We start from the raw sequence: 23,047 nt of genomic DNA, 5'->3' as shown, positions 1-23,047 counted from the left end.
TATGAGTTTGGTAACCGCGCTAGAGAACAAACTAAAGCGCCAAATAGCCGCCCGCAAAGTGGCTGAAGCTCTGTTGGAGCAAAAAAGTCTTGAATTGTTCGAAGCCAACCAACAGCTGGAGCTTGCCCTGCGGCAGTTGGAAAAACGTTCCAATGCGAACATTCGTCGTATCGAGTTTCAAGAGCAAATTGATAATCTATTGATAGATTTTGGTCGCGCGTTTCTTCGAAGCGACTTAGATGATGTGATGCTGTCTCAACTGACCACAAACGTGACAAACAGTTACCTTATTGAAGCTAGCCGCTTAATATTGCCATCGAAGCTGCTCCCACAACTTCAAACCTACGATTATGGTGATGCATCGGTTGGTGATTTCGACCCAAAAATCGGAGAAGCACAATGGGAAGGTGATCTACTCACTGTACCGCTTGAAATTGAGAAGGTTATCGTTGGAGCATTGATCGTAAAGGTCAACCTATCTGAACAAGATGTCGACTTTATCGAGAGCCAACTCTTATTGGTGACAGATCTTATCTGCAGTGCCATTACTCATCAATTAGCTATCAATCGAAATATTGAGTCTCGTAAGCGAGCAGAGGAATCTGAACGGGCGACACGCGATTTTGTGGCGATGATTAACCATGAGCTAAGAACGCCGCTCAACGGTTTATTGGGAAGTGCTGAATTAATCAGTGATACCGAGCTCAACAGTTCCCAACGTGAAATTGTGAATAACCTAAGTCAATCAGGTGAGTTTTTAAGGACCATCATCAATGACTTATTGGACTACAGCAAAATCAATGCGGGTATGTTGGAGCTGATTCCAAAGAAGTTTGCACTGCTTGATTTAAGAAACACCATTGAAAGCATCTTTACGAATCGAGCCAAAGAGAAGCAGCTTGAATTTAATATCAGCGTGGCACCAAATGTTCCATCTCACTTCAAAGGCGATTTAGAGCGCATTACTCAGCTCTTTGTAAACCTCATCGGTAATGCGATTAAGTTTACCGAAGAGGGGCATGTGAACGTTGATATTGAATGGGACAACGAGCATTTCGTTTTCTCTGTGGAAGATACTGGGGTTGGGATTGCTAAATCCGCCCACAAAACACTCTTCGAACCTTTTACACAGGCGGATAATTCGAGTAGCCGAAATTATGAAGGTACAGGCCTTGGTTTAGCGATTTGCCGTAAGTTAGTGGCGTTGATGAGTGGCGACATTGGGGTGAGCAGTGTTGTAGGTACTGGCACCACCTTTACTATTTCGGTTCCGCTTCAAGTGGTCGATATGCCAACAGAAAGCGACCAAGTATCGAAAGGCTTTGAAACTGAGGTCGAACTGTCATTACTTAAAGTGTTGGTGGTTGATGATATTAAGATGAACCAGATCATCATCCAACAGATGTTACGTAAACATGAGATAGAGCCAGCCATTGCCAGTAATGGTATTGAGGGGCTGGAATTGGCGTCTCATAATGAGTATGACATTGTATTTATGGATTGCCGTATGCCAGTGATGGATGGTTTTGAAGCAACAGAGAAACTCAGAGCGAAAGGCTATGAAAGATCTATTGTTGCATTGACTGCGGGAACGACCTTAGAAGAGCGTGAACGCTGCATTCAGTGTGGTATGGATGACATTCTGAGTAAGCCATACACTGCCAACGACCTTAAAGATATGCTCAAGAAGTGGGGCATGACTCCGTCCAATGCCGCCTGATTAGTATCCATATATTATTTGAGAGACTAAAAAGCCGAAGTGATCATTTAGATGACTTCGGCTTTCTTATACTTTTAGCGTTTAGTTAGCCTAGCACTCTTCAAGCACGGGTAGGATACGGCTTAGCTTATCTAGCGTCTCTTGGTATTCAGACGCACAATCACTATCGAATACCACACCTCCGCCAGCCCAAGCGTAAAGCGTATTGTTCTCCGCCACTAAAGTGCGGATGGTAATGCTGGTGTCCATCCTGCCGTTTCGGCTAATGTAGCCAATGCTTCCACAATAAGCAGATCGTCTATGTGGCTCCAGTTCTTCGATGATCTGCATTGCACGAACTTTAGGTGCACCGGTAATAGAACCACCGGGGAAGCAAGCCCTCAGTAGATCTGTCGCTGAGTATTGATAATCAAGGTCGGCCCTTATTGTACTCACTAAGTGATGCACAGCAGGGAAGCTTTCAATATCGAACAATTTAGGGACATGAACCGTTCCTGGCTTTGCCACTCGCCCGATATCGTTACGAAGTAAATCTACAATCATCAGGTTCTCAGCCTGATCTTTATCTGCGCTCGCTAGGTCTTGTGCATTCGAGTCATCAATCACATGGTCATCCGAACGAGGGCGAGTGCCTTTGATCGGTTTCGTTTCAATAACGTTATCTTTTAGCTCTAGGAAGCGTTCTGGTGAGACACTAATAATGGCACTGTTCGCCAAACGGATAAAACCAGAAAACGGAGCAGAGTTATACTGTTCTAGTTTTTCGTAGGCCAACCATTCGCTGCCTTGGTATTTTGCATTGAAGCGCTGAGCCAAGTTGATTTGATAGCAGTCGCCAGACAGTAGGTATTCTTGAACGCTATCAAACTTCTCTGCGTAGCTCTGCTCGCTCATGTTCGATTGCCACGGTGTCGTCAGGCTAAATTGCTCTGCTTGAGGTTGAGCTTGTTGTTGAGATAACCAATCCCAGTGAGCTTCGATGTTTTGCCCAACCACACAAGCTGTCTTTAACTTGTGGTCAACCACAATCGCCCATTCATAAAGACCCACCGCCATATCTGGTGCATCAATATCACGCGTTGAGGTAGCAGGAAGTGTTTCCACTCGTCGACCTAAATCGTAGCTAAAGTAGCCTAAGGCGCCACCGATGAACGGCAACTCAGAGTGCTCATTCGTGGCCGGTAACAATTGCTGCTGATAGTAGTTTAGCAGTTCGAAAGGATCGGAATCTGAAACCTTACACGCCTCTTTAACATTAATGGCGGTTTTTGCACCAATTGTTTCGAAGGTGGCGATGGGTTGAGCAACTAAAATGTCGTATCGACTATCAACGTGGCTTTCTGAAGCAGAGCGTAATAGCATTGCCCACGGCAGGTTTTCGATATGAGAAAACAGCTGTTTAGCTAAAGTTGGTTGATATTCAAGCGGCTTGATTTGGATAGCGCGAAATTCGTTGTTATTCATTTGTTTAATTTGTGACAAAGAGTTCGATCACTGCATGGCTTGTGAGAGGAAGCAAGAGTATCATAAATTGAAAATAAAATGGGTTCTTGATTAGAACGGTGTAATCCAAGTGGTTTAGTTTAAAGCTATGCAAGCGATTGCTAAAGCAACTAAATACAGCTCAACATTATAAAAAGCTAAACCTACTGATCTCATTTAGCGTTATTCGTTAAATAGTGAACCCACATGGAACTAGAACAATAAAGAGGCATGCAATGACGGTTATTCGTAAGCAAGATGTGATCAGCAGTGTCGCTGACGCACTTCAGTACATTTCTTATTATCACCCTTTAGACTTTGTCCAAGCCCTAGAAAAAGCGTACGAGAAAGAAGAGAGCCAAGCAGCTAAAGATGCGATCGCTCAGATTCTGATTAACTCACGTATGTCTGCGGAAGGTCACCGTCCTATCTGTCAGGATACAGGTATCGTTACTTGTTTCGTGAACATCGGTATGGATGTGAAGTGGGAAACGGATCTAACAGTACAACAAATGGTTGATGAAGGCGTTCGTCAAGCTTACAACAACCCAGATAACCCACTGCGTGCATCTGTCCTAATGGACCCTGCAGGTAAGCGTATTAATACTAAAGACAACACTCCTGCGGTTGTTCACATTAATATGGTTCCTGGCAACAAGGTTGAAATTCAAATCGCGGCGAAAGGCGGCGGTTCTGAGAACAAAACTAAGATGGTTATGCTAAACCCTTCTGATGACATCGCAGAATGGGTAGAGAAGACGCTACCAACGATGGGTGCAGGTTGGTGTCCACCGGGTATGCTAGGTATAGGCATCGGCGGTACTGCTGAGAAAGCGGCGGTACTGGCGAAAGAGTCTTTGATGGAACACATCGATATCCAAGAGCTTATCGAGAAAGGTCCTGAGAACGCAGAAGAAGAGCTTCGTTTAGACATCTTCAACCGCGTAAACAAACTAGGTATTGGTGCACAAGGTCTTGGTGGTCTAACTACCGTTGTTGATGTGAAGATCAAAACAGCACCAACACACGCAGCGTCTAAGCCTGTTTGCCTAATTCCGAACTGTGCAGCAACACGTCACGTTCACTTCACACTAGACGGCAGCGGCCCAGCAGAGCTAACGCCACCTAAACTAGAAGAGTGGCCAGACATCACTTGGGAAGCGGGTGCAAATACACGTCGCGTGAACCTTGATGAAGTAACCAAAGAAGACGTTCAAGAGTGGAAGACGGGTGAAACGGTTCTTCTATCAGGCAAAATTTTAACGGGCCGTGATGCAGCGCATAAGCGTATTCAAGGTATGCTTGAAAGCGGTGAGGGTTTACCTAAAGGCGTCGATTTTAAAGGTAAGTTTATCTACTACGTAGGCCCTGTGGATGCAGTCGGCGACGAAGCGGTAGGTCCTGCGGGTCCAACAACGTCAACACGTATGGATAAATTCACTGACATGATGCTAAACGAAACAGGCATCATGGGTATGATCGGTAAGGCGGAACGTGGCCCTGCTACGGTTGAATCAATCAAAGAGCACAAAGCGGTTTACTTGATGGCTGTAGGTGGCGCGGCTTACCTAGTTGCAAAAGCAATCAAGAAAGCACGTGTTGTGGCGTTTGAAGATCTTGGTATGGAAGCGATTTACGAGTTTGAAGTTGAAGACATGCCAGTAACCGTTGCGGTTGATTCAACAGGCGCAAACGCTCACCAGATCGGCCCTGACACATGGAAAGTGAAAATTGCCGAAGCTGAAAAAGCTTAATCAACCGAAGTCAAAAAGTCGTAATTGATGCTGACTCTAGCGTTTGAGTTGCAAGTTTTGACAGAAAGTTAAAGACAAAAGTGCAGCATTATCTGCACTTTTGTCTTATTATCAATGATATAGTGATAAACACATCGTTTGATATAAGAACATAGGAGAGAGGAATGCCTCGTTTTATTCAGATCCTACAAATTATCTTGGCAGTGGTGATTGGTAGTTTCATTGGTTACGATTTGATCTTGCACGGAATCAGCATCTTTAACGAAAAATACGTAACCATTACATGTGTATTGTGGTTGATTGTTGAGATAGCACTGTTTGTTATCTACAAACTCATAGAAGACGATTAGTCTGCTATTCATTAAAAAATTTTAAAGCCCCTGATTATGAATGTAGTCAGGGGCTTTTATTCATCTAGCATTAAGAATGGATATTGCATACTCACTACTATTAGTAAAAGAACAAGCAACAGCATACAAACTATCCCAATAGGGAAAGAACATAGGCTTGCCTCTCTATCATCATAACCAGCTTGCCTAAATATCACGGAGTCGTTCAAATGAAACACCTAACTCAAGAAATGAGTGACTTTATAAGCAGAGGAACGGATTCTCACATTAGAGTAGCGGTCACGGGTCTGTCTCGTGCAGGTAAAACAGCATTCATTACCTCGTTGGTTAACCAACTTCTTCATACCTCTACTCATAAGAATTTACCGCTTCTTGCTTCAGCGAGAGACGGAAGAATTATTGGTGCGAAGCGCATCCCACAACACAACATGATGATTCCGCGCTTCTCTTATGACGAAGCGATGGAATCATTAAATGGTCAGCCACCTGAATGGCCAGTACCGACGCGCGATGTCAGTGAAATTCGCTTGGCCATCAAATACAAGCCGGCAAAAGGCGCGAAGAAGTTACTGAGTAAAAACAGTACCCTTTATCTCGACATTGTTGACTATCCGGGTGAATGGTTACTTGATTTGCCATTATTGGATATGGATTTTGAAACGTGGAGCCAATCTCAGTTTGCCGCATTAAAAGGTGACCGAGAAACTTACTCGCAAGAGTGGAGCGCAATGCTTGGCGACGTTGACTTGTTGGCTGAAGCTGATGAGAAGAAGCTGGTCACCATTGCCGATAGCTACACTCAGTATCTTCATACTTGTAAGAGCAATGGACTACATTGGGTGCAACCGGGGCGATTTGTATTACCAGGTGAGCTTGAAGGCGCGCCTGTGTTGCAGTTTTTCCCATGCGTAGCACCACAAGGTAAATTCTCGAAAACAAGTAACTATGCGGTGCTGAAAGCGCGCTATGAAGAGTACCAACAGAAGGTAGTTAAAGCGTTCTACAAGAATCATTTCTCAACCTTCGACAGACAAATTGTGCTGGTGGATTGCTTGCAGCCACTCAATGCCGGCTATGACTCTTTCATGGATATGCGTGGTGCACTTGAACAGTTATTGAAGAGCTTTAAATATGGTCGAAGCAATATCCTGAGACGTTTGTTTGCTCCGAAGATCGACAAGATCCTGTTTGCAGCGACTAAGGCAGACCATGTAACACCAGATCAGCACCCAAACTTGGTGTCACTGCTGCAACAGATGGTACACCCAGCGTGGCAACAGGCGGCGTTTGAGCATATTGATATGATCTGCATGAGCATCGCATCTATTCAAGCGACCAGCGCAGGTTATATCTCGTCGGGCTCGGGCAATGTGCCAGCGCTGCAAGGTGTTACTTTGGATAACGTTCCTCAGACTATGTATCCGGGTGAGGTGCCACGCAAGCTGCCGAACAAGCAGTATTGGGAAACCAACCAGTTTGATTTCACGAGCTTTAGGCCAATGGAGCAACATTCTGATGAACCTTGCCAACACCTAAGAATTGATAAGGTTTTAGAGTATCTCATTGGCGATAAGTTGAAGTAATTGAGGCAATAAAAGATGAGTGAATTAAAAACAAAGCAGGTCTTTAATGAGCCGCTGAAGACCTCTTTTGATGACAATGATTATGCTTTTGGTAAACAAGGCATGGATGAAGCGACCCCAGAATTAGGTGCCCAGCAGTTGTTTACGGAACAAGAGAAATTTGTACCCGTTGCACCACAGGTTGAGAGCGAGCTAGATGGAGAATCCGAGCAACAACTAGAACAGATCATTCGTCCAAGTAAAAAGAGAAAGTGGTTGGGCTCTGGCTTAATGGTTGCTTTCGCGGGCTTAGTGGGCTGGCAGGCGATTGATTCTGTCATCACTGCGATTCAATCAGCAGATTGGCTCGCGCTCGGTTGGGCAGGTTTCATTGCGGCAATCGCTTCATTGGGCTTAGGCGCAATCGGCAAAGAGCTGTGGAAGCTACGCTCATTGAAAGATCACTTCAGTGTTCAAGAGCAGAGTGAAGAGCTACTACTAAGTCAAAGTGTCGGCAAAGGCAAAGCATTCTGTGAAAACATCGCCAAGCAGGGCGGCATTATTGCTGAGTCTCCGGCGTTCGATAAGTGGAGAAACAGCATCAACCCAGCACACAGTGATGCCGAAGTGTTGGATATGTACGATGCGTTGGTTGTTGCACAGCAAGATAAAGTGGCAACTCAAATCGTGACTAAGTTCTCGACTGAATCGGCGGCTTTGGTGGCGGTGAGCCCATTAGCAGCGGCAGACATGCTGCTAGTGGCGTGGCGTAATTTCACCATGATCGACAAGTTAGCTGATGTGTATGGCATTGAACTTGGCTACTGGTCTCGCATCAAACTGTTCAAGTTGGTGTTAATCAACATGGCAGCTGCCGGCGCAAGTGAACTCGCGATTGATGCAAGCATGGACTTAGTTTCCATGGATCTGGCTGGTAAAGTCTCAGCGAGAGCTGGGCAGGGCTTGGGTGTTGGTATCCTGACTGCTCGATTGGGTCTAAAGGCCATGACACTGCTTCGCCCTATGCCTTGGCACAATGAACGCAAAGTAAAACTGGCCGACATGCGCAAAGCCGTCCTTTCTGAAATAAAGCGTATTACCCTTAAATAAAACGTACGTCTTTGAAACAAAATGTATGACATTGAGTGGTTTGCGAGCGAAGAGTAAACATATGTTTACTCTTCTTCTTGACTGAACTCAGACCTTAATTCACACTACTGTCAACTTATCCTGACACCTATAATAGGACTATTTGTGCGTCTTGAAGTATTGTGTGAAGACCGACTCGGCTTAACGCGTGAGTTGCTCGATATCTTGGCCTCAAAAAGCATTGATTTACGAGGAATCGAAATCGATGTTAAAGGCATTATTTACCTGAACTGCCCTGATATTGATTTTGATGCTTTTAGTGAACTTATGGCTGAAATTCGTCGAATTTCAGGTGTAAAGGATGTACGAAAAATACAATTCATGCCAAGCGAAAGGCACAACACTGAGCTGATCGCTTTGCTGGCTAACCTACCTGATCCCGTGATTGCGATTGACCTCAAAGGTTCAGTCGATATGGCAAACCACGCTGCACTCAACCTATTTGGCAAGCAAGAAGACGAAGTAATTGGCGAGCCACTCGCATCCTTCGTACCTAGCTTTAACTTTGGTCGTTGGATCGAAGGTGAAGTGACACGCCACCGTGAAGTTGTTGTGTTGGAGGGTTTAGACTTCTCTATTGAAATCCTACCTATCTATCTGGGTGGTGACGTCAACGAGCCTGTGCTGGCGAGCGCGGTGATGACGATTCGTTCTTGCAACCAAGAGATGAATACGCCCGATGCGACTCCTGAACAGAACAACTTAGGCTTTGAGCATTTTGTTGGTGTCTCTAATCGCCATAAAGCGTTAATCAGCCAAGCAAAAAAACTGGCGATGCTAGATCAGCCTCTGCTGATTGAAGGTGATACCGGTACAGGTAAAGAGATGTTGGCGAAAGCGTGTCATAACCGCTCAAACCGCTCGTCTTTCCCATTCTTGATTCTGAGCTGTGCATCGATGCCTGATGACGTAGCAGAAACCGAGCTGTTTGGTCACGCCCCAGGTTCATTTAACCATGAACAAGGTCATAAAGGCATTTTCGAACAAGCCAATGGCGGTACCGTATTTTTAGATGAGATTGGCGAAATGAGCCCGCATCTACAAATCAAACTGCTTCGCTTCCTACAAGATGGTTCATTCCGTCGTGTGGGTGAAGAGGAAGAGATGCATGCTGATGTTCGTATTATTGCGTCAACGCGCCACCGCCTTTCTGAACTTGCTGATTCAGGCTCGTTCCGTGAAGACCTGTTCTACCGCTTGAATGTACTGACTCTCTCTATTCCAGCATTGCGTGAACGTTCTAACGACGTAGCACCATTACTGGAACTGTTCGTAGCTAAATACGCGCAGCAGCTTGGTATGTTAAAGCCTAAGCTTACTCAAGAGTTAATCGACCAACTTGGTAATTACCAATGGCCGGGTAACATTCGTCAGTTAGACAACATGGTATTACGTGCGCTTACTGAGCTCGATTCAGACACGCTATCGGTTGAGCAGTTCCACTTGCCTCAGTTAGAAACCATGACAACAGGCATGGCGAACTTGAGCTTAGATGGTTCTCTGGATGAGATCATGAAAGACTATGAGTCTCAGATCTTGGAGAAGCTTTACCAGTCATTCCCATCAAGTCGTAAGTTAGCTAAGCGTTTGAACGTGTCTCATACCTCTATTGCGAATAAGCTTCGTGATTACGGTATCAGAAAGAACTGATCGAATAAGACCAAAATTATGGAAGATTTGAGCACACCAGAACGCATTTACAAGCGAGATGGAAATCTGATTCTACGTACCGCTGAGATAGACGATGCGACGATGATCAGTGAGTACTTTCAGGTGAATCGAGAGTATCTCAAACCTTGGGAACCGATTCGTGAAGATGCATTTTTTGCGAGATCAGGCTGGGCACAGCGCCTAATTAAGCTAAACGAGCTTCATAAAATGGGGCTCGGCTACTACTGTTTATTGATTAATGCCGATACTAACGAAATGTTAGGGACTATCTCGTTCAGTAATTTGTCTCGTTTCCCGTTCTATGCATGTAACGTAGGCTATTCACTCGCAGAGCAAGCTCAGGGCCATGGTTACATGCGCAGAGGTCTTAGTATGGCGAAAGACTACATGTTTGACGTGCAGAACATGCATCGCCTAATGGCGGGTTATATGCCTCACAATGAACGAAGTGCGGGCGTACTGGAGCATCTCGGCTTTGTACGTGAAGGTTTTGCTAAAGATTACCTACAAATTAACGGTAAATGGGAAGACCACATACTGACAGCGCTCGTCAATCCTAACTGGGAAGATAGACGCAACATCTAGACACAGTCTATAAGCTCACAAACGAGCAGCGATTAAAAAAGGCAGCGAATATTAAGCGATGTAGCGTTGCTGCCTTTATTAAAAGAACATAGAGCCATGGTTGAACCATCGGCCTGAGAAGATATTAGAGGAATTTTGATGTCATACACAACTTTGGATGAATACCAAAGAAAATGGATTTTTACTCACCAGTCGATGCCACTTCCGGCTGAGGATTTGGAAAAGATTAAGCCAATGACACAGGCAAGAGCGTCTCAGTTTTGGAAAGAGAACGTGAGCCCTCAAAGCCCAGACGCTGAGCGACTAAGCTCGCAAGACTGGCCGAGCAAAGCATCGAACTGGAAAGAAGAGATCAGCTGGATGGCACATTGGGAAGCCGATGAGCCGGAAATGCCAGAAGAGATCCTTAACTTTATTGATTGGCAAGATGACGTAACTGTTTATTTTTGTTATGAAAAGTATAATGTTCTTGAAACCAAATGGGCCGTTTTTAAGAAGCATTGGAAGAACTTTTTGTTCTACGATGATGGTCCAATTCTATTAGGTCGTCGTCGCTCTGAAGCGCTTTGGTTTGCGACTAATGGTACGGTGAAAATCGGTAACCGAGCATAAGCTGAAACGAATTTTAAGTGGTAGAAAAGCGAGCATAGTGCTCGCTTTTTTTATTTTAGTTGGGCGTAACGTTTACTTATTTTGTTTTCGTACATTTGCTCATCCGTTAGTCGAATTAACTCTTCGATAGGTGGAATATTTGACGAGTAAATAAGTGAACCATGGCTAAAAGTTGCGTGGCAATCTATACCTAGTTTTTGGGAATGTTTGTTAAAGTCGGATTGAACTCGGCTTATTATCTTATTTAGGGAGTCTTCGGTGATGTCTCTACACAATAAGAGAAACTCATCTCCTCCAAGTCTTCCACAAATATCATCCTTACGAGTGTTACGTTGAAGTGAATGAGAGAAGGACTTTATATATTGGTCGACAATATTATGTCCGAAGTTATCATTAACATACTTAAGTCCGTCGATATCAAAATAAACAGTTCCAATACTCACGCCATTTTCTATAGTGCTATCGATGAATTTGGGTGACTCGCTTAATATCGCTCTACGATTAAATACTTGAGTCAATTCGTCGTGATTAGACGTATACTTCAATTTGCGTACTCGTTCCGCAGTATGTACTTCTCTTTCTAATAGCGCGCGAATGCTCTCCATTAAATTTATCTGTATTGGTTTATAAGAGGTCTCTTTAGTATCTAGCGCACAAAGTGTTGCAAACATGCTGTCGTCCGATTGTAAGATCGGCAAGCCTAGGTAAGAGACGTAGCCCATCTGCGTGAGCTCGGGATTGTCGCTCCATTCCTCTTTACCAGACGCATTTTTTACATAAAGCATTGCTCTGGTTTACATCACGGTCTTGCAGTACAAATTGATGTCTCTGGGGATGATTTTGCCAGGGTTCGCTTTAACTCCTGGTGAAGAAGACATCGCAATGTTTTGGAATCCAACTTCAGACGTAAGAATAAGCCCAACAGCGGGAGCATTAAGCACTTCTGCTATGTTATTGAGCAGGCTTTTCCATAAAGAGAGGTCCATTTCTTTCACTAGATCATTGATGGCATATTTAGAGCTGGATTGATAGATATTGGTAAATGGCATGAATGATCACCTTTTTGGAATGTCATACTGTTGGATCTAATGTCAAACTTCTTCCTTTGCAATCTGAAATAATGTATTTCCTTCCGTTTGTATTTTTAATAAGACAATGGCATAACCCATAGGTGGTGTGTTTATAAAAACTATATAAAAAAACGCTACGACCATATTTATTTCTTAATAAAAATAAGTGAACTCTATTTGTTTAAATAATGTGCTTTTAAGGCGGTTTTCGATATGTAAATCACAATTTCACTATGGTTTAACCGGAAAGTATTGAATCAATAGGGGAGAGTCCTATATTGGGAAGTGTAGCCTTAGTGGAGGTGAAGTATTATGATTTGGGATACTCTCGAACGTGTAAATAAACTTCGCAAGGAAGCAATGGAGGATCCAGAATTCTTGGATTCAGCAAAAATGCATGAGGAATGGCTTTTGAGCGAAACTCATAACCAGCCAAATAAAGGAGCTAAAGAAAAGAAACCTAAAAAACTGTCTGACATCTATGAGAATACAGACTTTACTATCAACCCAAACGGAACGAAACATTAAACAATGATTAACTGTAACACGGCTGAGGCTCTTAACCCGGAAGCTAAGTACCAACGACACACACCAGCCTTTAGCCACCAATAAAAAAGCCACTTTCAATGTATCGAAAGTGGCTTTTTCTTTTCTAGCTGCTTAGAAGCGATATCTGCATTCAGCCCTAGCTGTTGATTAGGCTCAAGCCGCTTGGTAAAGCATCACCAAACACACGCTTAGATTCGCTCTCGGACAGCTCAGTTACTTCACTAACCAGCGTTAACCAAGACTCTGGAACCTTGCTCTGCTTTAGCTTCTCAATTACTTGATTACGGTAATCGTCAGAGATATCGAACTGTCGGTCGCCAGTCTTGCGACAAATCATCACAGCAGCAAAGGCAATCATCTGCTCTTTCTGCCAGTTCTGCTCAAGTAATTTTGGTAACCACTGCTCTGCTTGCTCTCTAGGAATCATGCTGTGCTGGCTGCCATATAACGGAGTTCTTGAAGCTAATCGACCTAGTGCCCACCAATGCGCTTGTTCAAACTGGTTGTGATTGATCGCTTTGCTTAGGAACCAAGACGCAAGAAGCACTTTGTCTTCCACTTCGAGTTGCTCAAGGGATGCCGCCAATCTAACCATGGCTTCATAACCATTGTCTTGGGCATCTTTAGCACTCTTAGGGTTTTTCATTGCACCTGGGTGAAGGTACTTAGCAATGTCGGCCAAGATTGTCTCTTGCTGCTCTTGGTTTAAACCACCGGCAACACGACGCCAGAAGACCCACCAGTCCGTCCAACCTTGGTGATTCTTAAACTGGATGTTTTGTTGATAAAGGCCCCAAATTTGCTCGATACGCCATGAGTCCGTTGGATCACCAAAGCCAGGGCGCAGCGAGTAACCCGCTAAACGCAGCCAGTTCTTCTCGTGTGCCTCTGAGCGACGACGACGTTTACGACCTAACGAGAAGCTATCGAATAGATGACGGAGGGTGGTGAAATCCCACTCATCGCGTTTACCGAGTCGTTTCTCAAGATCTTTAGACAGAGTCTTGATCTCTTTCGATTCTGCACTCTTCTTATTGCCGCTGTAGAGGCGAGAAATCAGCTCTTTACACTCATCCAATCTTGGATGAAGTTTAGAGTTATCGGATTCTTCACCTTGCTTGTTTCTGACTTCAAATTCTAACAACCAACGTTTCGAGTCATCTTCAGTACTCACGCACTCCATTTTCAGTGTGCCGACTTCGGTTAACTGACAAGCGAGCAGCACTTCAACACGCTCTTTTTGGTTAGCTTGAAGCTCTGCTGTACCTGAGCTTTCCAGCGTCGAGATGTAAGGTGGAAGAGGGGAGAATAGGTCAGGATCAACATCGACCATTACACCGTTTTGGATGGCAGTATCGTGAGCGATTTGATCGTGTGTTGAAGTCAGTAGGTTAAAACGAACCGGTTCGCCCAGCGTCAAAGAGAAACGACGACTGTTCAAACGGATTTCTTGGCCTTCTTCGGTACCTTTAGCAAGTAGACACAGCGCTTTACCCATCTTGTTCTTTTCTTGTAGATGTAAGAAATAAGAGCGAGCAGCACCACCACCGATTTTAAGTTGGGCACCACGGCGTGCCTTACCAAACGCAACCGCGCCAAGGGCAACTGACCAATCTGGGTGAGGGTTATCTAATACTGTGATTGGAGCGCCGTTCCAGTTGCCTAGGAGTTGAGTAATACGCTCTGTGACAAGCTCACTGTTGAACACACCGCCGTTAAGCAGCACACCGACAGGAATAGCAGGTTTCGTGTCATCGAATTGAACCGCATCTGAATTTTGTAGCGCTGCTTTAGACACTTGCTGGTGTGTTGTCAGGAATTCAGCAACGTGCTTACTAACTGCAGGATCGGCAACGTAAGGCAGGCCGAACTCAACCACCGCGCTACGACGTTTGTCTGGTTTCTCAGTAAATTCAGAGAGTGGGAAGAAACCTTCGAGTGCGATTTGATGAACTTCTTGCTTGGTTAAGCCAATACTCTTAGTGCCACCTAATAGCTTCGAACCGCTACCGAGCATGGTGATCTTTACATCGTCAGGCGCATCAGCAGAAAGCAGGCTCTCCTTTGCTGCTCGAGTTTGCTGAATCAGCTTGGTGAGGCTAGAGGCATTCAGCTTCTTATTTTGATTGAAGCGCTGTTCGGCTAGGTGAGCGAGGGCTAAATCTAGGTTATCACCACCCAGCATTAAGTGTTCGCCAACGCCGATACGGTCGAGTGCTAGTTGGTTATGACCAGCATTATCTGCATTGCTATCCCCATTGAACTGGGCTTCAATTAAGCTCAAGTCGGTAGTACCACCGCCGACATCACACACTAAGATCAATGGGATCTGTTGAAGCTCATCCGCCGCCGTTTGCTGGTGGCGCGCATACCAGTCGTAACAAACCGCTTGAGGCTCTTCGAGCAATAGAATCTTACCTAAGCCTGCAAGTTCTGCGGCTTCAAGTGTCAGCTTACGAGCTGTCTCATCGAATGATGCAGGAACCGTTACAACAACATCTTGGTCTTCAAGTTTGTTGCTTGGGTTACGGTAGTTCCATGCTTGGCGAATGTGATTTAGGTAGCTCGCACTCGCGACAACTGGCGATACTTTATCGACATCTGCTGCGCCGGCCCAAGGGAGAATGTCTGAGCTACGATCCACCGCTTGGTGCGATAACCAACTCTTCGCACTCGATACTTGTCGACCTTCAACCTTCGCGCCTAATTCACGCGCCCACTCACCGACGATAACATTCTTTATATCGCCTTCAACTGGGTTTGGTTCCCACGGCATAGTTAGGTCTGAAGGGGAGATTTGACCTTGTGCAGGGTGGTAACGAAACGATGGGAGTAGAGGCTTACGAACCACTTCACCAGGGCCGATAAGCTGATCGATTTCGAAAAGGGAAACGGGAGCGTGTTGTAGGTCGTCGTTAATTTCACAGTAGGCAACCACAGTGTTGGTTGTACCTAAGTCAATGCCGACTAAAAAACGAGGAGTTGCCATACAAAACCTTATTCTTCCAGAGTGATGACCAGTGTATTGATAGTTTTGGTCTTATTGTTGTTATTCGTATACGTCGTTCCTGAGAAACAGGTAGGACTGAATTGGGAGCGGTATTGATAAAATAACGGCACCCGCTAAGGTGCCGTTGATTCATTATGCTTCGTCGTTTGAGTCGTTGTTCGAATCTTCACGAACGTCGAACTCAACGTGCCATTTCTGACCATTATCAGTGGCAATCGCTTCTAGGTATAAAGTACCAAGCTCAGTAACGCGAGAAGCCAAAGTAACCGGAACTACTTCACCTTCGCGACGGCCTTCAGAAACTGGCAGTGTTACTTGGATTTCAGGAAGCTCATCGAGCTCTTCTGGCACCCAGTGATCAAGATGAGTACCAGCTTGATCTTCACGGCGAGTTGTTGAACCGAAGAACTGGAAGTGAACTGGCTGACCAATCACTAGGCCAAATTCTTGGCTAGGTACTTGAACGCTTGAGCCTTCTTCCATACCAAATGGAGCAACACATAGCGCCTCCATTGGAGGAGCCATACCTGGGATTGCAGGCATCGCGCTTTCAATACCTACGTAGTAAGCAGAAGCGATACCACCACGGATACGAACGCCTTGACCACGACGTACCGCGCCGTAGTAAGAAGCACCACTTGCAACCGCAAGGTCTAGGTCTAGGCCTGAAAGTTGTTTAGCAAATTCAGCGTCAGCATTGATCAACCACTCGTTGATTGTGTCTGAAAGACGATCAGCAAGTAGGTTAGATTTTAGAACACCACCGTTGAACAGGATTGCTGTTGGTTTGATGAAGTCAGCAGCAGGCGCTTCAGCACCTGGCATGCCCGGCATATTTGCAAACGGATTGAAATCTTGCTGAGCCGTTTCACCATTTCCAGAAAGCGCGTTCGCTTGCTTAGAAAGGAATGCGGCAATGTGACGAGTGATACCTGCATCTTGTGCGTAAGGCAGACCCATTTGAGTCAGTGCACCACGCGTTTTTTGTACCGGGTGATCAGTCACAGCAACTTTAGGGAAGAAGCCATCAACCAATGTTTGTTGTACTTCTTGCTGAGTCAGTTCTGTTTTTAGCGTCGCGCCAAGTAGCTTAGAGCCACGGCTAGGAACCACGATTGGCACAGCTTGAAGCTCTGCATCGTTCAGTAGCGCTTCTTTTGCGTCACGACATGCGTGTGTCATCGCTTGAACTTGCCAAGGTGCCAGTTCTTTGCCTTCTTGTGCTAGCTTCATCTTCAAGCGGTAAGCCAGAGCTAAGTCCATGTTGTCGCCGCCAAGTAGGATGTGTTCACCTACAGCGATACGGTTCAGGCTCAGGTTGCCATCGTCTTGAGTCACTTCAACTAAAGAAAGGTCGGTAGTACCACCACCGATATCCACAACCAATACGATGTCGCCAACGTCTACTTCGTCACGCCACTTGTCGTTGCTGTTATCGATCCAGCTATAAAGCGCTGCTTGAGGCTCTTCTAAAAGCGTTAGATGAGTGAAACCAACATTACGTGCAGCTTCAGCTGTTAAATCACGAGCGGCAGGGTCAAACGAAGCAGGAACCGTGATCGTTACGTCTTGGTCTGCCAGTTTGTGTTCTGGGTTCGCGTGGTTCCAAGCGTCTTTAAGATGCTCAAGATAAAGCTCAGTTGTCTTAAGCGGAGATACTTTTTCTACTTCTTCTGGGCTACCTGCAGGTAGGAAAGCATCACGACGGTTTACACCACCGTGGCATAGCCAAGATTTCGCACTAGCGACCAAACGGATAGGGGTTTTAGAACCAAGGTTACGAGCAATCGCACCAACCAGTGCTTTTGGCTCAGAAGACCAAGGTAGAACACGTGATGCTTCGTTCATTTCGTGCTCGTGCGGTTGGTATAGGAACGAGCCAAGTTGGCTGCGAGTTTCTACTGTACCAGGAGCAGTAAGCTGAGGAATTGGCATTACCTCAACACGTGCATCTTCATTCGTTGTGTCGATGTAAGACAAAACGCAGTGTGTAGTACCTAAATCGATACCAACGCTGAATTTAGGTGCTTGCTGTTCTTGTGAATGTTCTTGGTGTTCCATTATAGCTCTACCTCTGCCGGTGCAATTACAGATGCATCGTAGTTTTCAGCAAGCTTAGGTAGGTTCATGTCAGTTGCTTTCCAGCCTTTGTGAACAAGTGTACCGTTGAATGGTGCGTTACCTGTTACGTTGCCTATTAGGCGGATTTCTTGAGGGTTGAAACCTTCAGCTACTGTGATGCGAGTCTCTTCATCTTCGCTGCGGATATGAGCAAGTGTTACGTAGTCTGCTAGTACTTTTTGACCGCCCGTGTGAATAACACGTGCAGCTGCGCCAACTTCTTCGTCAGAGAACGAAGTCAGGTCTTCTTTTAGGAAGTCGATTAGTCGCGCTTCTTGTTGCATGATAGACAGTAGCTGCATTGCAGAATCTGTTGGTGCTGTTGCCAGCTTAGATTCAACTTCTACTACTTTTTCGATGACTTTCTCTACTTCAACAACTTTTTCTACTTCGACAATCTTTTCAACTGGCTTTTCAACTTCAACGATCTTTTCTACTGGTTTTTCTACGACTTTCTCAACCACTTTGGTTTTACGAGAAACGGCAATTAGCAGTAGTAAAACGCTTGATGCAGTAAGGCCTGCGTGAAGCATATCAAACGTCTGTGGGATTAGGTTCAAATCAACGATCATAGTGATTTTTCTCTTTAAATTGATTTAACGGTATATTCGTCGGTTTCATGGAATATACAGGTTGGAAAGAAACGCCTTGGCACAAAACCAAAATGGTCGCTTTCAAGCTATAAATATGAATGGATACTAGCATATTCAAGGCTTAAGAGTGGTAATTTATGTTTTCAAACAAGTGGTTTTTGAGTGTGTTAGCTTGAAATTTAGTCGAGATTTGGTCGATTTTTAACCTGCGATGTAAGGGCGAAGTAAACTGTGCACGATTTATGTCATTTTTAGGACGAAAACTTAAATGGAGCATCATTCCCTTCCGTTATATACTTTTAGCTCATTGAGCCTAATTGGAACCTTTATGCCACACACTACCGACCCACTAACAGGGTTGAAGAGACGGACGCTCCCACTGGTCGTATTTTCGGTCAGTTTTTTGATAACAGTGTTGTGTTTTATACTCGTCGCACTTAACCAAAATCGTGCTTTAAACATGAATTTGGACAGTTTTGCTAAACACCAAACACTGAGCTTGGAAGCGTTTATCGACAATGATGTGGCCTACATAGGTTCGGGTGCAAACTTCTTCTATTCGAATGATCCTGAAAATTGGGACAAGTTCGATCGATTCGCACAGCAAACCATTAACGGTTCAAAGAGCTTGATTGGCTTGCAGTGGATGCAGAAAGTTGCGGCAGATGAGATTGCCGAACATACCGCGAAAATGGAAGCAAAGTACCCATCTTACCGACTGTTCACCATCCCTAAACATGAACCCAAAACCTATGGTTATCAGTTAGATGGTGGGCCTGCTTTTATTGCTACCGATATTTACCCGAATACTGAAGCGAATGACAGAGTGATTGGATTCTACTCTGCACGCGAGCGATTTAAGCGTATTGTTGAAAATATTAAACAGACGCGCCAAGCGAATATCTCGGACAAAGTACGTCTGATTCAAGATGGTCTAACTCAAGATACGCCTAAGACAGGCATGCTGGTTTATCACCCTGTGTTTGAAGGCGAAAGTGATAACCTACTTGGCGTTGTGATTGGCGTGGTTCGTACCACTTATTACTTTGAAAACCTGCTGGCATCAACTGTCGGTGATATGGACGTGTACATTCGCGTTACGGATACCGGGTTTGAAGCTGAAGACTCCCCAATTCTATTTGAAACTCAAGGTTATGAGGGCGTAACAGGTCACCATATAACTAAGACTATCGAATTGACCAACCGAAATTGGAAAATCGATTACAAGATAGACTCTTGTATCTCATTTTATGGCTACCTTGTACTAATTGGTATCGCGCTCGTCGGAACAACCATCTCACTGTTGTTAGCGTACATCGTGAATATGCAAATCAGAGAGAAAGAGCGCCTGTACCGCATGTTAGATAAAAGAACAGAAGAGCTCCGATTCCTTGCGAACCACGATAGCCTAACTGAAATCTATAACCGACGAGCTTTCAATAAGATGTTTGATAGGGCGGTTAAGCGAAGTGAGTCATTTAGCTTGATTGGGTTTGATGTCGATAAGTTTAAAAGCATCAATGACAAGTTTGGTCACCCTGCTGGTGATGCTTTGCTTGTGCATGTCATCAAGTTGATTTCGGTAAACCTGAAAGAAGGGGATAACCTTTTCCGTTTGGGCGGAGATGAATTCTGTATTATTTCGAGCATCTCAAATCATGAAGCGCTAGACCGCTACTTACAATGCATACTAAATACAGTAAGCCACTCTCATTGTGAGCATAAAGGGCAACAGTTAAGCTGCACATTGAGTATTGGTGCCGCGATTCATACCAGTGAAGATACAGAAGAATTGCTGCAAAAAACAGACAGTATGCTTTATCAAAGTAAGTCAAATGGCCGAAATCGAGTCACAATTGCAGGCTAAGTGAGCACTTGATGCAACTGGGGTCGAGTTCTGTATTGGGCTCATGTACAATTTCACAAAATTTTTTACGAGAGAATTAGGCGACGTATGAATCACAATCGAGTGGTGTGTTTCGATTTGGAAATGTGCTGTTGGAGCGAAAATGGTGTAGGAACAACAGGCGAGATCATTGAAGTGGGTCTTGCTGAGATTGATCTAGCATCTGGAACCATCGTGAAACGAGCGCAATACTACGTTAAGCCAGAAAAAGACGAAGTCTCTCAGTTCTGTGCCGAGCTAACCGGCATTACTCCACGCAAAATCGAAAAGCAGGGTCGTCCGCTAGAGTCAGTCATCAAATCGATGATCAAGAACTTCGGTGGTCCTAACAAGATCTATGCTGCGTGGGGACGCGATGACCTGATTTTACACAAAGAGTGTCAAGAGAAAGGCATCGAGCCACCATTTAGCGAGTTCATCAACATTGCGACGCTTTATCGCGTGCAGAACCGCTTGAAAGACAAACGCATCGGCCATCGAGCGGCTCAAGAAGCAAAAGACATCGAGTGGGAAGGTCGCCAGCATTCTGGTTATGTTGATGCTTATAACTTGGCAAAGCTTGCTCTGACGATGCTTTAGTAACTGCCTTTTATATTGTAGGTTGAACCGCGATTAAGTAGAACATCTGAAGAATAAGCGACAAAAACCTCTATTTATCCGTTGGGCAAATAGAGGTTTTTTTATTTATTACTATAAGGTTAGTTGTTCTTTACTTAAATTGTAACTACCACACTTTATTGAGTTCAGGTGATAAGAACCAGGTGTTGTTTTTTGCCCCGCCAGACTGTGCCCATTCTATTATGTCAGGATAAGCGTCAGTGGTGTCAATTCTTTCAAGGGGGTGGGACCAAGACATTGGTATATCTAAAGCCCATGGCAACCCGTTACTTGTCTGATAATATTCATAGTAATCTACACTTGAATCGTCAGCACCGACTCCAAAAAGATCGGTATCTGCTAGATCAGTATTCGGGTAGTTCATCAAGTGAATCTCTTGGCTACGATGGTCTGACTTGTAGATAAATGGATTGAAATTCTCGTCATTAATATTCCTAGTAGAACCATTAATGATCAATGAAATGCTGTATGGAACGACATCTCTATTATCTCCTGATTGTGTATTGTAGAAGTTGTACTCTGCGTTACTCGGCAACATGTTGGTAATGTTTTCAATGACCGTAAATACTAATTCTCCATCATGCCCCATTTCAGGTGACAAATTATCTGTTGAACCGTTATAAGTTTTAGTCAACGAGCTCACATCTGATTCATCTAGACCAAGTAAAGAAATGGCAAAACTGTTTTCTTGTGTAGCCCCTCGAGCAACGGCTTCTCCTTCATAATCAAAACGAGTGACTCTGTTGTTTGCATTCGTATATATTCCCAAAGCGTAGTAAGTAACGAAATCATTGAGATCATAATCGCCTTCATAAGGCCATAGGTCTTCAAAGCTTAAAGTATACCATCCGTCAGTAGGCGTCCGTCTGTAAAAGGCAATCGTTGGATCATTCGGAGCATAATCATTTTCGTCCGGTATGCCGTCCCCATCAGTATCGCCAATTTCTGGCCAAGATATTTCAGCGATACCACTGATCAAATCGTTGGAGTCGATGGCCGTGACTTGAACCTTCCAAAGTTCACCATCAGCCGTTTGGCTCGAAGTCAGTATGGCACCGCTATTGTTACTTTTACCAACGAATTCATCATCTACATAAAAACCTTGGCCAACATCGACGAACCATCGGTAATGGTAGGTGACAGAGTCTGAGTCCGGGTCATGTGGGGTAGGCCCCGTCACAGTCACTATTAGATTGTCATCATTACCAACGCTGTTACTCCGATTAAGGTTAGGCGTAAATGGTGGGCTGTTATCTATTACTTTATAGGTGATGCTTACCTGGCTGTAAGAGAGTGTGGTAAGCCAACCGTCTCTGTTAACATCAATATCTAAGTCGACTTCTACGAGCCCATCATCGAGTGAGGTAACGGGTAAGTCAAATACTGTGGTTGACCACTTTCTATTTGTGCCCTGTAAAAAGCCTGGGGTGAGCGTGGTGCCGTCTACCGAAATGCTATCATACTCGCCGTTTTCACCATGATGTGCTTCCGAATCGACATCATAAGCGTAGATCGTCAGTGTTGCAGCTGTGAATTGTGCTCCAGTAGGTACTGAAATGTCGTGTAGCCATGAATAGTCTTGGTCATGTCTGCTGTATCTACCGAAGCCATATCGATTGCTTGCAGGTACGCTATAATGTGGAGGAGTACTGTTATTATCAATCTCTTGTGTGATAGTGATAGTCCCGTCAGCGTTGATGGTCGAAGAGTTTTTGGACGCGGCACAAAAAACCTGGTTAGAGAAAGCACTCCAAGTAATCGTAACGAGTAAGATAATGGATGTATATGTATTATTCACTTTCAATCCTCCTCCAAAACAATGCCGCAAGAAACTATCAGTACTGTCTCTATTTCATCTAAGGTGTATGTTGACGTACACTTTTGGCCATTAACATTAGCGATTATGTTTAAACTTTTCCAATGTGCTGGAAACGTAAATACATCAGTTAAGTGGCCGTGTCTATCTGAGAGTCCAGTGTAATAATGGACGGGATTTTTAGGATCTGATGTGTTATATAAGTCTATGATGTGTGAGCCTCGAATGCATCTTTGTTTACCATCCCTCAGTGAAAAACTACTGGTAATATCAACGGTTATTGTCAGGGTTTTGCTACTACTCCAGTCAAAGTTACCCGGCACCACTATATCGCTGAATGAATCAACTGTAGCTATAGGTTCAATTACCGTTGCAATTTCCGGTTCTGGTTCCTCACTTGATGAAGAGCTCCCACCACTGGTGCGGCTTTGTTGCTTAATTCAGAGCGAAGACATGCCTGTCCCATGTGCTTGACTCTT

Annotated in this window: 18 protein-coding genes; 11 read left to right on the top strand and 7 right to left on the bottom strand. The window is 44.6% G+C overall.

All coding sequences use genetic code 11. The annotated features are described in order from the left end of the window. The first annotated feature begins 1 nt into the window (after position 1). Positions 2 to 1,720, top strand: a complete 1,719-nt coding sequence (locus tag JC606_RS11350) for an ATP-binding protein (RefSeq protein ID WP_198778619.1) — start codon at positions 2 to 4, stop codon at positions 1,718 to 1,720. A 90-nt stretch (positions 1,721 to 1,810) separates the two neighbouring features. Here JC606_RS11350 and pabB read toward each other — a convergent pair whose 3' ends face one another. Beyond that, positions 1,811 to 3,184 (bottom strand): aminodeoxychorismate synthase component I, encoded by a 1,374-nt coding sequence (gene pabB, locus JC606_RS11345; protein WP_198778618.1) that lies wholly within the window; start codon positions 3,182 to 3,184, stop codon positions 1,811 to 1,813. A 254-nt stretch (positions 3,185 to 3,438) separates the two neighbouring features. Here pabB and JC606_RS11340 point away from each other — a divergent pair, with 254 nt between their 5' ends. The 7 genes from JC606_RS11340 to JC606_RS11310 all read left to right on the top strand — a co-directional run bounded on the left by JC606_RS11340 (position 3,439) and on the right by JC606_RS11310 (position 10,885). Continuing rightward, a complete protein-coding gene (locus JC606_RS11340; RefSeq protein WP_198778617.1) occupies positions 3,439 to 4,956 on the top strand; it encodes a fumarate hydratase in 1,518 nt (505 codons plus the stop codon). A gap of 164 nt (positions 4,957 to 5,120) precedes the next feature. Then, the gene (locus JC606_RS11335) at positions 5,121 to 5,306 is read left to right on the top strand and encodes a hypothetical protein (protein ID WP_137407520.1); all 186 of its coding nucleotides are present in this window, start codon (positions 5,121 to 5,123) and stop codon (positions 5,304 to 5,306) included. A 209-nt stretch (positions 5,307 to 5,515) separates the two neighbouring features. Next, a complete protein-coding gene (locus JC606_RS11330) occupies positions 5,516 to 6,889 on the top strand; it encodes a YcjX family protein (protein WP_198778616.1) in 1,374 nt (457 codons plus the stop codon). 15 nt (positions 6,890 to 6,904) lie between these two features. Continuing rightward, positions 6,905 to 7,978 (top strand): YcjF family protein, encoded by a 1,074-nt coding sequence (locus JC606_RS11325; RefSeq protein ID WP_137407518.1) that lies wholly within the window; start codon positions 6,905 to 6,907, stop codon positions 7,976 to 7,978. A 144-nt stretch (positions 7,979 to 8,122) separates the two neighbouring features. Beyond that, on the top strand, positions 8,123 to 9,667 hold the full coding sequence (tyrR, locus tag JC606_RS11320; protein WP_198778615.1) for a transcriptional regulator TyrR: 1,545 nt from the start codon (positions 8,123 to 8,125) through the stop codon (positions 9,665 to 9,667). Between the two features lie 18 nt (positions 9,668 to 9,685). Beyond that, complete coding sequence (gene rimJ, locus JC606_RS11315; RefSeq protein ID WP_137407516.1) at positions 9,686 to 10,273, top strand: ribosomal protein S5-alanine N-acetyltransferase; 588 nt, start codon at positions 9,686 to 9,688, stop codon at positions 10,271 to 10,273. Positions 10,274 to 10,411: 138 nt separating this feature from the next. Then, complete coding sequence (locus tag JC606_RS11310) at positions 10,412 to 10,885, top strand: DUF2947 domain-containing protein (RefSeq protein ID WP_004741544.1); 474 nt, start codon at positions 10,412 to 10,414, stop codon at positions 10,883 to 10,885. 50 nt (positions 10,886 to 10,935) lie between these two features. On the opposite strand, the gene JC606_RS23360 is transcribed toward JC606_RS11310, so the two are convergent. Together JC606_RS23360 and JC606_RS23355 are read right to left on the bottom strand one after the other, a co-directional pair. After that, positions 10,936 to 11,670 carry a GGDEF domain-containing protein gene (locus JC606_RS23360; protein WP_332873235.1) on the bottom strand — a complete coding sequence of 245 codons (735 nt, stop codon included), beginning with the start codon at positions 11,668 to 11,670 and terminating at the stop codon, positions 10,936 to 10,938. A 9-nt stretch (positions 11,671 to 11,679) separates the two neighbouring features. Continuing rightward, positions 11,680 to 11,934: a hypothetical protein gene (locus JC606_RS23355; protein ID WP_233090264.1), complete on the bottom strand. Its 255-nt coding sequence runs from the start codon at positions 11,932 to 11,934 to the stop codon at positions 11,680 to 11,682. Between the two features lie 333 nt (positions 11,935 to 12,267). Here JC606_RS23355 and JC606_RS11300 point away from each other — a divergent pair, with 333 nt between their 5' ends. Further along, complete coding sequence (locus JC606_RS11300) at positions 12,268 to 12,483, top strand: hypothetical protein (protein ID WP_008222272.1); 216 nt, start codon at positions 12,268 to 12,270, stop codon at positions 12,481 to 12,483. Positions 12,484 to 12,640: 157 nt separating this feature from the next. Here the strand turns inward: JC606_RS11300 and JC606_RS11295 are convergent, their stop codons facing one another. The 3 genes from JC606_RS11295 to JC606_RS11285 all read right to left on the bottom strand — a co-directional run bounded on the left by JC606_RS11295 (position 12,641) and on the right by JC606_RS11285 (position 18,207). Next, the gene (locus JC606_RS11295) at positions 12,641 to 15,493 is read right to left on the bottom strand and encodes an Hsp70 family protein (RefSeq protein WP_198778614.1); all 2,853 of its coding nucleotides are present in this window, start codon (positions 15,491 to 15,493) and stop codon (positions 12,641 to 12,643) included. Positions 15,494 to 15,646: 153 nt separating this feature from the next. After that, positions 15,647 to 17,575, bottom strand: a complete 1,929-nt coding sequence (locus JC606_RS11290; protein WP_137407513.1) for an Hsp70 family protein — start codon at positions 17,573 to 17,575, stop codon at positions 15,647 to 15,649. Continuing rightward, a complete protein-coding gene (locus JC606_RS11285) occupies positions 17,575 to 18,207 on the bottom strand; it encodes a DUF2760 domain-containing protein (RefSeq protein WP_137407512.1) in 633 nt (210 codons plus the stop codon). The genes JC606_RS11290 and JC606_RS11285 overlap by 1 nt, the downstream gene beginning before the upstream one ends. A 349-nt stretch (positions 18,208 to 18,556) precedes the next feature. Here JC606_RS11285 and JC606_RS11280 point away from each other — a divergent pair, with 349 nt between their 5' ends. Together JC606_RS11280 and JC606_RS11275 are read left to right on the top strand one after the other, a co-directional pair. Continuing rightward, complete coding sequence (locus JC606_RS11280; RefSeq protein ID WP_198778613.1) at positions 18,557 to 20,095, top strand: sensor domain-containing diguanylate cyclase; 1,539 nt, start codon at positions 18,557 to 18,559, stop codon at positions 20,093 to 20,095. Between the two features lie 87 nt (positions 20,096 to 20,182). Beyond that, positions 20,183 to 20,713, top strand: coding sequence for a 3'-5' exonuclease (locus JC606_RS11275; RefSeq protein WP_061031613.1), 531 nt, complete (start codon positions 20,183 to 20,185; stop codon positions 20,711 to 20,713). Between the two features lie 145 nt (positions 20,714 to 20,858). Here the strand turns inward: JC606_RS11275 and JC606_RS11270 are convergent, their stop codons facing one another. After that, entirely contained in the window at positions 20,859 to 22,550 is a 1,692-nt protein-coding gene (locus JC606_RS11270) for an LruC domain-containing protein (RefSeq protein WP_198778612.1), read from the bottom strand. Positions 22,551 to 23,047 lie beyond the last annotated feature (497 nt).

Source organism: Vibrio sp. IB15 (assembly GCF_016406055.1).
Classification (GTDB): Bacteria; Pseudomonadota; Gammaproteobacteria; order Enterobacterales; family Vibrionaceae; genus Vibrio; species Vibrio chagasii.
The sequence above is the reverse complement of the archived record's forward strand: the minus strand, read 5'-3'. Positions and strand labels throughout refer to the sequence as shown.